The sequence below is a fragment of the Streptomyces sp. NPDC058240 genome, from assembly GCF_042882135.1.
In the GTDB taxonomy this organism is placed as follows: Bacteria; Actinomycetota; Actinomycetes; order Streptomycetales; family Streptomycetaceae; genus Streptomyces.
Map to the genome: position 1 here is coordinate 37,051 of NZ_JBHVWT010000039.1, position 9,908 is coordinate 46,958.

Below are 9,908 nucleotides of genomic sequence, written 5' to 3' on the forward strand. Positions count from 1 at the left end.
ATGCGACGCGGGGGGTGGAGCGGGGGGGTGTAGGGGTGGGTTGGGGGGGGAGGACAGAGGGTTGTTCGGGGGGGCAGGGGATGGCCGGGCCCGGGGGGACCCCCCCCCCCCCCGCTGCCACGGTCACTGCTCGGAGCGTGCTGCCTACAGCGCGCCGAACCCCACGCGACGCGTGCTGGGCTCGCCGATCTCCACGTAAGCGATCCGGTCGGCCGGCACCAGGACCTTGCGGCCCTTCTCGTCCGTGAGGCTGAGCAGCTGCGCCTTACCGGTGAGAGCCTCGGCGACCGCGCTCTCGACCTCTTCGGCGGAAAGCCCGCTCTCCAGAACGATCTCCCGGGGCGTGTGCTGCACCCCGATCTTGACCTCCACGGCTATGTCCCTCCGACGGTCAGTCCCTGCGCGGTGAGCCGCGCCGTACGCAGCACACATTAGCCCGCTGAGGGGAGCCGCCAGTGGTCGGCGGGCAACGCCCGCAGCGAACACGGACGGCGGCCGCTCCGGGCGGCCCGCGTCAGTGCTGATCGATGCCGTGCAGCGGGAAGCCCGCGATGCCCCGCCAGGCCAGCGAGGTCAGCAGCTGGACCGCCGTGTCACGCGGAATGGCGGACCGGCTGGAGAGCCAGTACCGGGCGACCACCTGGGAGACACCGCCCAGGCCGACCGCGAGCAGCATGGACTCGTCCTTGGACAGTCCCGTGTCACCGGCGATGACGTCGGAGATCGCCTCCGCGCACTGCAACGACACCCGGTCGACGCGCTCGCGCACCGCGGGCTCGTTGGTCAGGTCGGACTCGAAGACCAGCCGGAAGGCACCGCCCTCGTCCTCGACGTACGCGAAGTACGCGTCCATCGTCGCGGCGACCCGGAGCTTGTTGTCGGTGGTCGACGCCAGGGCCGTACGGACCGCCTGGAGAAGCGACTCGCAGTGCTGGTCGAGAAGGGCCAGATAGAGCTCCAGCTTGCCGGGGAAGTGCTGATAGAGCACCGGCTTGCTCACCCCGGCCCGCTCGGCGATGTCGTCCATCGCGGCGGAGTGGTAGCCCTGCGCCACAAAGACTTCCTGCGCGGCGCCCAGCAACTGATTGCGTCGGGCGCGGCGAGGCAGACGAGTGCCCCGCGGGCGCGCCGCCTCGGTCTGCTCGATGGCTGTCACGCCGCCTCCCAAATTTGTGATCGGACACAGCCTTTCCGTGCACGCTGCGCCGTACAGCCATCGTACTTTTGGGTAACCCGGGTGTGCGCGGCGCGGACGCAGAATTTCATGGACCGGACGGCTGCGGTAGCCACAGATTCCCCGGCCGCCGGGACAAAGCAGTTTGTATCAGCGGTAATCGTCCTCATCCTGTGTCACGACGCGGGCCTGTTCCGCCGCATCGGCCTCGTCCGCGCTGTCCCGGTCGATGTCCGTGAGCGGTTCGTCGTGCCGCTGCTGGAGATCCGCCCGCTGCTCGGCGGCGTCCGCCCGGGGCGTCTCCTGGTCCGGTTCGTCCGGCTGGATGTCCTCGAAGGTCTCCGGGTCGCTGGGGTCGACCGTCATGGTGACTCCCTTCCTTGCTTCGAGCGTAGGAGCTGCGCCCGCGGGCCGCTACGCGGTCTGTGACGGCGAACACATGAATCAGGGTGTGATCGTCTCGTAACATTGCCGCATGTCTTCGACCGAGCTGCCGGGAGTCCGTGCCGTCGCCGCCGCGGTGTCCCCGGCAGTGAGTGCCGTCGGGGTCGCGGAGGGGGAGCAGCTGCGCTCCGTCGCGCTGCCGGGGCTGACGCTGACCGTCCGGTCCCGGCCGCCCGAGTGGACCGGGCTGCCGCCCGCGCTCTACGTGCACGGGCTCGGCGGCTCCTCGCAGAACTGGTCGGCGCTGATGCCGCTGCTCCAGGACGTGGTGGACGGCGAGGCGGTCGACCTGCCCGGCTTCGGTGACTCGCCGCCGCCGGACGACGGGAACTACTCGGTCACCGGGCATGCCCGCGCCGTGATCCGGTTCCTCGACGCCGAGGAGCGCGGGCCGGTACACCTGTTCGGCAATTCGCTCGGCGGTGCCGTGGCCACCCGGGTCGCCGCGGTCCGTCCCGACCTGGTGCGCACCCTCACCCTCGTCTCGCCCGCGCTCCCCGAGATCCGGGTGCAGCGGTCCGCCGTACCGACGGGTCTGCTCGCGGTGCCCGGTGTGGCCGGCCTGTTCGCCCGGATGACCAGGGACTGGTCCGCGGAGGAGCGCACCCGCGGAGTGATGGCACTCTGTTACGGCGATCCGGGGCGCGTCTCCGAGTCGGGCTTCCGCGCAGCGGTGGCCGAAATGGAGCGCCGGATGGGACTGCCTTACTTCTGGGACGCGATGGCGCGCTCGGCACGTGGCATTGTCGACGCGTACACGCTCGGCGGGCAGCACGGACTGTGGCGCCAGGCCGAGCGGGTGCTCGCACCGACCCAGCTCGTGTACGGCGGACGGGACCAGCTCGTCTCGTACCGGATGGCGCGCAAGGCGTCCGCGGCCTTCCGTGATGCGCGGCTGCTGACACTGCCCGACGCGGGGCACGTGGCGATGATGGAGTACCCGGAGGCGGTCGCCCAGGCCTTCCGGGAACTGCTCGACGAACGCGGCGGGAGCTGATCCGGGGCGTGGGACGACATAGTCGAAAGGGCCCCAAATCCTCGGGGCCCGACATCGAGGCCGCCACAGCGGACGCGGGCGCCGATCGTGAGGCCGTCCGGCCCGTCCCCGGCACCGGGCGGCGCCGGAGGTCGGTGGAGGCACCGGCCGGCTCCGACGGGCACACCCCGTTCCAGCAGACCGGACACGTCCGCGGCGGCCACCCCGAACAGCGCGAACCCGGCGGCGGCTGGGGGACCGGCCTCCAGCAGCTCCACCGGGGCGACGACCACCGGCCCGGAGCGCGGCCGACGGCCCAGCAGCAGGCGGCGGCCGGGCGGCAGCAGTCGACCGGCACCCGGCCGCTGGTACCGGGACCGCGGCGCGAGTTCGTCGATGCGTTCGACGCTCCGCCCGCTCCGCCCGCTCCGCCCGCACCGCGCGGGCCTTCCATCCCGCCGCCCCGCCCCGCCGATCCGTCCACCTCGGTCGGTGAGCGGGACGAGCAGCCGCCCGGCGGCGGCACCGACGGCCCGGCGCCGGCCAAGGACGGCAAGGGCGCCAAGGGCCGCACCTTCACCGGGATCGCGGCCGCCGCGGTGACCACGGTCCTCGCGGTGGTGGTGGCCGGGCAGGTCACCCAGGACAACGGCGGCGGGACCACCTCCGCGCAGCCCTCGGGCGTCGACCGGCTCGGCCCCGACGGCGCCTCCCGCTCGGACGACCGGCCGACCCCGGAGCCGGTGCGGGCCAAGCCGCTCTCGTACGCCCAGAAGATGGCCAAGGCCTATCCGCTCGCCCCGGAACTGAAGGCGTCCGGAAAGTTCGAGGCGGTTCCGGGGACGGCGAAGGCCCCGGGCCGGGGGCACAGGTACCGCTACCGGATCGACGTGGAGAAGGGCCTCGGCCTCGACGCCGCGCTCTTCGCCAGGGCCGTCCAGGAGACGCTCAACGACGACCGCAGCTGGGCGCACGACGGGGCGATGACGTTCGAGCGGGTCTCCACCGACGACCCCGATTTCGTGATCACCCTGGCCAGTCCGGGGACCACCGGCGAATGGTGCATGAAGTCCGGGCTGGACACGACGGAGGACAACGTCTCGTGCGACTCCGCAGCGACCGAGCGCGTGATGATCAATGCCTATCGCTGGGCACAGGGGTCGTCGACCTTCGGGCCGGACAAACTCTTCGCCTACCGCCAGATGCTGATCAACCATGAGGTCGGTCACCGGCTGGGTCACGACCATGTGAGTTGCGGCACGCGCGGAGCCCTCGCTCCGGTGATGCAGCAGCAGACCAAGTCCCTGAACATCGACGGGATCAAGTGCCGGCCCAACGCCTGGGTGTATCCGCCCAGTTGATCCGGGAGGGGGCGGGCCCGCTGATGCGACGGGCCGCCTCCCGGGCGCGCCGCGCCTCGTAGTCGTACGCGGAACCGGCGTACGTATGCCCGCAGGCTGTCCGCATCGTGAGATCGCTGTCTCAATTCACGTTGACATCCCCTGGGTGGTGATCCATATTTCTCGACATGTCACACGGCCCCGTCCTCCCCGATCGCGCAGTCATAGAGCTGGCGCTCATCGGTGTGACCGGGCACAGTGTCGCCGACATCCACTGTTGCTGACGCCTGCCCGAGCGCGCGTCCGCCCGCGGTCCGAGCCCTGACGGGCCTGGGCCGCCACGCATGACTGCCGCGCCGGGCGCATTCCGCCCGCAGGCGCGGCAGTTCGGTGTTTCCGGTCAGTTTCTCCACCCATCGACCGGCTGTGTGCACTCGCTCTCGTCGCTGCCTGCGCGGAACTCCTTCCGTCCCTTTCTCCAGGCAGTACACCCGAGAGGTCACCTTCCGATGCGTCAACCGTCCGTCATATCGCGCCGCGTGGCAGCGGCCACCGCAGTACTCGTCGTGGCCGCGGGTGCCGCGGCCTGCGGGCCCAAGGACAACAAGGGCGGCGACGGCAGCTCCGGCGCGGCGGGCAAGCCCGAGAAGGGCGGCACACTCACCGTCCTCAACAGCAAGCCGCAGGAGGACTTCGACCCCGCGCGGCTCTACACCTCCGGTGGCGGCAACGTCCCGTCCCTGGTCTTCCGCACGCTCACCACCCGCAACCGGGAGGACGGCGCCGCCGGTGCGAAGGTCGTCCCCGACCTCGCGACCGACCTGGGCAGGCCCAGCAAGGACGCCACAGTGTGGACGTACACCCTCAAGGACGGCCTGAAGTACGAGGACGGCACCGCGATCACCAGTGCCGACATCAAGTACGGCATCGAGCGCTCCTTCGCCGCCGAGCTCTCCGGCGGCGCGCCCTACCTGCGCGACTGGCTGATCGGCGGCGCCGACTACCAGGGCCCGTACAAGGACAAGAAGGGCCTCGACTCGATCGAGACGCCCGACGCGAAGACGATCGTCTTCCACCTCAACAAGCCGGAGGGCGAATTCCCCTTCCTGGCCACGCAGACCCAGACGACCCCGGTGCCCAAGGCCAAGGACAAGGGCACCAAGTACGAGGAGCACCCGATCTCCTCGGGCCCGTACAAGGTCGTCAAGAACGAGGGCGACGGCGAGCGCCTGATCCTGGAGCGCAACCCGCACTGGTCGGCGGCGACCGACGAGGAGCGCAAGGCCTACCCCGACCGGATCGACGTGCGCTCCGGGCTCGACTCCGCCGTCATCAACCAGCGTCTGTCCGCCTCGCAGGGCGCCGACGCCGCGGCCGTCACCACCGACACCAACCTGGGCCCGGCCGAGCTCGCCAAGGTCACCGGCGACAAGAAGCTGGCCGCCCGCGTCGGCACCGGCCACTTCGGCTACACCAACTACATCGCCTTCAACCCGAAGGTGAAGCCGTTCGACAACCCGAAGGTGCGTCAGGCGATCTCGTACGCCGTGGACCGCTCCTCCGTGGTCAACGCGGCCGGCGGCTCCTCGCTCGCCGAGCCCGCCACCACCTTCCTGCCCGACCAGGCGGCCTTCGGCTACACGCCGTACGACCACTTCCCGGCCGGGAAGAACGGCGACGCGGCCAAGGCCAAGGAGCTGCTGAAGGAGGCCGGCTACCCCAAGGGGCTGACCGTCACCCTCACGCACTCCAACGACAAGGACTTCGCCACCAGCCCGGAGATCGCCACCGCCCTCCAGGAGGCGCTGAAGAAGGCCGGGATCACCGTCAAGCTCCAGGGTCTGGAGAGCAACGACTACTCCGACACGGTCTACAGCCTGAAGAGCGAGCCCGGCTTCTTCCTCGGCGGCTGGGGCGCCGACTGGCCGTCCGGCGGTCCGTTCTTCGCGCCGATCTTCGACGGGCGCCAGATCGTCAAGTCCGGCTACAACTTCAACTCCGGCCAGCTGAACGACCCCGCGGTCAACAAGGAGATCGACGAGATCAACAAGCTGACCGACCTGAGCGCCGCCGCGAAGCGCTGGGGCGCGCTCGACAAGAAGGTCGGTGAGCAGGCGCTGACCGTGCCGCTGTTCCACCCGGTCTACAAGCGCCTGTACGGCGAGTCCGTCAAGAACGTCGTGATCAGCGACTGGACCGGTGTGCTCGACATCTCGCAGGTCGCGGTCAAGTAGCCATGGCAGACGCAATTCTGGCCGAGGAGGCGGGGGCCGTCGCGGTCCCCGCCTCCGGGGCCCATCCGTTCTGGCGGCGGCTGCGCGCCCGGCGCGCGGCCCTCGTGGCGGCCGCGATCGTCGCCCTGCTGGTCCTGGTCGCGCTCGCCGCACCGCTGCTCGCGGGCATCGAGGGCCAGGACCCCACCACGTATCACCCGGATCTCGTCGACTCCGCCACCGGCGGGGTGCCGGTCGGCTCCTTCGGCGGGATCAGCGCCGAGCACTGGCTCGGCGTCGAACCGCTCACCGGGCGCGACCTGTTCGCCCGTGTCGTGTACGGCGCCCGGGTATCGCTCGGCGTCGCGCTCGCCGCCACCCTGCTCCAGGTGCTCATCGGGGTCGGCATCGGGCTCGCGGCCGGACTCGGCAACCGCTTCGTCGACCAGGCGCTCAGCCGGGTCACCGACGTCGTGGTCGCGCTGCCCGTCATGGTGATCGCGCTCGGCGCGCTCGCCGTCGTACCCACGAGCTTCCCCCGCCCGGTCCTGATCGCCGTGATCATCGGCCTGGTCGGCTGGTCCGGAACCTCGAAGATCGTGCGCGCCCAGACGCTCTCGCTGAAATCGCGCGACCACGTCGCCGCCGCCCGGCTCAGCGGCTGGGGTTCCTGGCAGATCGCCAGGCGCGAACTGCTGCCCGCACTGGCCGCCCCCGTCATCACCTACGCGGTGCTGCTCTTCCCGGCTAACATCGTCGTCGAAGCGGCCCTGTCCTTCCTCGGCGTGGGCATCAAGCCGCCCACGCCGTCCTGGGGGCAGATGCTCAGCGACGCCGACACCTGGTACCAGGCGGCGCCCACCTATCTGCTGATCCCCGCGCTGCTGCTCTTCGTCACCGTGCTGGCGCTGACCGTCCTCGGCGAGGGCGTGCGCACCGCGCTCGACCCGCGCGCCGAGTCCCGGCTGCGGATCGGCACCGGCCGGAATAAGGAGGCCGACGCGTGAAGTGGTTCCTGCTCAGGCGCCTCGGCGGGGCACTCTTCGTGCTGCTCGCCCTCAGCGTCGTCGTCTACGCGGCCTTCTACGTCGCCCCCGGCAACGTCGCGCAGATCGCCTGCGGTCCGCGCTGCTCGCCCGCACAGGTGGCGCAGGTCAGCGAACAGCTGCACCTGGGCGACCCGTTGTACGTGCAGTACGCGCACTTCCTCCAGGGTCTCTTCGTCGGCCGCGACTACTCGACCGGGACCGGGGTGCTGCACTGCCAGGCGCCCTGCCTGGGGCTCTCGTACCAGAGCGACCAGCAGGTCACCGAGCTGATCCTGGCCAAGCTCCCGGCCACCGCCTCGCTCGCCGTCGGCGCCTTCGTGCTGTGGATGCTGCTCGGGGTCGGCACCGGACTGCTCTCGGTGTGGCGGCGCGGCCGGCTGACCGAGCGCGTCCTCACCTGGATCACCCTGGCCGGCATGGCCACCCCGGTCTTCGTCATCGGGCTGCTGCTGATCATCATCCTGGTCACGGCGCTCCAGATCCTGCCGTTCCCGGACTACGTACCGCTCACCGAGGACCCGGAGCAGTGGGCCTGGAACCTGCTGCTCCCCTGGATCTCGCTGGCCCTGGTGTCCGCTGCGCCGTACGCCCGGATGACCCGGGCCTCGATGCTGGAGACCCTGGCCGAGGACCATGTGCGCACCTTCAGGGCGTACGGGGTCGGCGAACGGGCGCTCGTGGGGCGGCACGCGCTGCGCGGTGCGCTGGCGCCGGTGATCGCGCTCGGCGCACTGGACATCGGCTCGATGTTCGGCGGCGCCGTCCTCACCGAATCGCTCTTCGGGATTCCCGGGGTCGGCCGTGAACTCGTCGACGCCGTGAAGCACGTGGACCTTCCGGTGGTCGTCGGTCTGGTGCTCGTCACCGGATTCTTCGTCGTCCTCGCCAATGCCGTCGCGGACATTCTCCAGGCGATGGCCGACCGACGGGTGGTGCTGGCATGAGCCTGGTCGAAGTCTCCGATCTCTCGATCTCGTTCGGCGATGTGCGGGCGGTGGACGGGCTGTCGTTCTCGCTGGAGGCCGGCGGCGCGCTCGGCGTCGTCGGGGAGTCCGGCTCCGGCAAGAGCGCCTCGGCGTACGCCCTGCTCGGACTGCACCGGGGGACCGGTGCGAAGGTCGGCGGCTCGATCCGGGTCGCCGGGGTGGACGTGACCGCGGCGGACGACGCGGAACTGCGCGCCCTGCGGGGTGCGAAGGCCGCGATGGTCTTCCAGGACCCGCTGTCCTCGCTGGACCCGTACTACGCGGTGGGCGACCAGATCGCCGAGGTGTACCGGGTCCACCACCGGGCCTCCCGCCGGGCGGCGCGGGCACGGGCGGTGGAGGTGCTGGACCGGGTCGGGATCCCCGATGCGGTGCGGCGGTCCCGGTCCCGGCCGCACGAGTTCTCCGGCGGGATGCGGCAGCGGGCACTGATCGCGATGGCCCTGGCCTGCGAGCCCCAGCTGCTCATCGCCGACGAGCCGACGACCGCCCTGGACGTCACCGTCCAGGCCCAGATCCTGGACCTGCTGCACGATCTGCGCCGCGAGACGGGCATGGGGCTGCTGCTGGTCACGCACGACGTGGGCGTGGCGGCGGAGTCGGTCGACGAGGTGCTGGTCATGCAGTCGGGGCGGGCGGTGGAACGGGGGCCGGTGGGCGAGGTGCTCGTGGCGCCGCGCGAGCCGTACACGCGGGCGCTGCTGGCGGCGGTGCCGCGGGTGGCGGAGGGACGGATCCCTTCGGGCGCGAAGCCGGCGGACGACGCGGGCGCGCCGCTCGTCGAGGCCGTCGACGTCCGGCAGGTGTTCGGCAGGGGGAAGTCCGCCCTCGCCGCCGTCGACGGCGTCTCGCTCACCGTCCGGCGCGGTGAGACCCTCGGCATCGTCGGTGAGAGCGGCAGCGGCAAGACCACCCTCGGGCGGATGCTCGTCGGTCTGCTGGCACCCACCTCGGGCCGGCTCACCCGCGAGGCCCGGGTGCAGATGGTCTTCCAGGACCCCGTCTCCTCGCTCAACCCGCGCCGCTCGATCGGCGAGTCGGTCGCCGACCCGCTGCGGGCCTCGGGGGAGCGCGACGAGGTGGTGATCAGGGCGCGGGTCCGGGATCTGCTGACCCGGGTCGGCCTCGCCCCGGAGAGCTACGACCGCTATCCGCACGAGTTCAGCGGCGGACAGCGCCAGCGCGTCGGGATCGCCCGCGCACTGGCCGCCGAGCCGGAGCTGATCGTCTGCGACGAGGCCGTCTCCGCGCTCGACGTGACGACCCAGGCCCAGGTGACCGCCCTGCTGGCGGAACTGCAGCGGGAACTGGGGCTCGCCCTGGTCTTCATCGCGCACGACCTCGCCGTCGTACGGCAGGTCAGCGACCGGGTCGCCGTCATGCGGCAGGGGCGGATCGTCGAGGAGGGCGAGGTGGGCCAGGTGTACGAGAACCCCCGGGACCCGTACACCAAGCAGCTCCTGGCGGCCGTTCCCGCGCTCGATCCGGCGCTCGCGGCGGTGCGCCGCGCGGCCCGCAAGGAGCTGGCCGCCGCCTGACCCTGTGTGACCGATCGCTCCCATAGCGCGACAGAACGCTACGGGGGCGGGAAAGTTACGACGGTTCACCCCTTTCGGTGGTGGGGGGGGGAAAACAACCCCCCCCCAACAAGACGTCCCCCCCCAGTACCGCCCCCCTGCGGCACCGCACCCACCGAGGAGCCACCCACAAGAAGGCGCAGGGGTGT

At 71.3% G+C, this 9,908-nt stretch carries 10 protein-coding genes; 7 read left to right on the forward strand and 3 right to left on the reverse strand.

Features of this window, described 5'->3' with window-relative positions; all coding sequences use genetic code 11:
- Positions 1-144: 144 nt before the first annotated feature.
- The 3 genes from ACFVX4_RS33940 to ACFVX4_RS33950 all read right to left on the reverse strand — a co-directional run bounded on the left by ACFVX4_RS33940 (position 145) and on the right by ACFVX4_RS33950 (position 1,540).
- Positions 145-372, reverse strand: coding sequence for a DUF3107 domain-containing protein (locus ACFVX4_RS33940; protein WP_164495152.1), 228 nt, complete (start codon positions 370-372; stop codon positions 145-147).
- A gap of 142 nt (positions 373-514) precedes the next feature.
- Positions 515-1,156, reverse strand: coding sequence for a TetR/AcrR family transcriptional regulator (locus ACFVX4_RS33945; RefSeq protein ID WP_018105511.1), 642 nt, complete (start codon positions 1,154-1,156; stop codon positions 515-517).
- 168 nt (positions 1,157-1,324) lie between these two features.
- Complete coding sequence (locus tag ACFVX4_RS33950; protein WP_266414632.1) at positions 1,325-1,540, reverse strand: hypothetical protein; 216 nt, start codon at positions 1,538-1,540, stop codon at positions 1,325-1,327.
- Positions 1,541-1,649: 109 nt separating this feature from the next.
- Here ACFVX4_RS33950 and ACFVX4_RS33955 point away from each other — a divergent pair, with 109 nt between their 5' ends.
- From ACFVX4_RS33955 to ACFVX4_RS33985, 7 genes are all read left to right on the forward strand, one after another.
- Positions 1,650-2,615: an alpha/beta hydrolase gene (locus tag ACFVX4_RS33955; RefSeq protein WP_389984951.1), complete on the forward strand. Its 966-nt coding sequence runs from the start codon at positions 1,650-1,652 to the stop codon at positions 2,613-2,615.
- Positions 2,616-2,623: 8 nt separating this feature from the next.
- A complete protein-coding gene (locus ACFVX4_RS33960; protein ID WP_389984954.1) occupies positions 2,624-3,955 on the forward strand; it encodes a DUF3152 domain-containing protein in 1,332 nt (443 codons plus the stop codon).
- A gap of 167 nt (positions 3,956-4,122) precedes the next feature.
- A complete protein-coding gene (locus ACFVX4_RS33965) occupies positions 4,123-4,218 on the forward strand; it encodes an Ms4533A family Cys-rich leader peptide (RefSeq protein ID WP_323180069.1) in 96 nt (31 codons plus the stop codon).
- 225 nt (positions 4,219-4,443) lie between these two features.
- Positions 4,444-6,168 (forward strand): ABC transporter substrate-binding protein, encoded by a 1,725-nt coding sequence (locus ACFVX4_RS33970; RefSeq protein WP_389984957.1) that lies wholly within the window; start codon positions 4,444-4,446, stop codon positions 6,166-6,168.
- Between the two features lie 2 nt (positions 6,169-6,170).
- Positions 6,171-7,154, forward strand: coding sequence for an ABC transporter permease (locus ACFVX4_RS33975; protein WP_389984960.1), 984 nt, complete (start codon positions 6,171-6,173; stop codon positions 7,152-7,154).
- Positions 7,151-8,140 (forward strand): ABC transporter permease, encoded by a 990-nt coding sequence (locus tag ACFVX4_RS33980; protein ID WP_389984963.1) that lies wholly within the window; start codon positions 7,151-7,153, stop codon positions 8,138-8,140. The genes ACFVX4_RS33975 and ACFVX4_RS33980 overlap by 4 nt, the downstream gene beginning before the upstream one ends.
- Complete coding sequence (locus ACFVX4_RS33985; RefSeq protein ID WP_389984966.1) at positions 8,137-9,720, forward strand: dipeptide ABC transporter ATP-binding protein; 1,584 nt, start codon at positions 8,137-8,139, stop codon at positions 9,718-9,720. Before ACFVX4_RS33980 ends, ACFVX4_RS33985 begins: the two co-directional genes overlap by 4 nt.
- The last annotated feature ends 188 nt before the right edge of the window (positions 9,721-9,908 follow it).

Coding starts and splice junctions, on each gene's coding strand:
- ACFVX4_RS33950 (WP_266414632.1), bottom strand. CDS start 1,540: ATGACGGTCGACCCCAGCGACCCGGAGACCTTCGAGGACATCCAGCCG.
- ACFVX4_RS33955 (WP_389984951.1), top strand. CDS start 1,650: ATGTCTTCGACCGAGCTGCCGGGAGTCCGTGCCGTCGCCGCCGCGGTG.
- ACFVX4_RS33965 (WP_323180069.1), top strand. CDS start 4,123: ATGTCACACGGCCCCGTCCTCCCCGATCGCGCAGTCATAGAGCTGGCG.
- ACFVX4_RS33970 (WP_389984957.1), top strand. CDS start 4,444: ATGCGTCAACCGTCCGTCATATCGCGCCGCGTGGCAGCGGCCACCGCA.
- ACFVX4_RS33975 (WP_389984960.1), top strand. CDS start 6,171: ATGGCAGACGCAATTCTGGCCGAGGAGGCGGGGGCCGTCGCGGTCCCC.
- ACFVX4_RS33985 (WP_389984966.1), top strand. CDS start 8,137: ATGAGCCTGGTCGAAGTCTCCGATCTCTCGATCTCGTTCGGCGATGTG.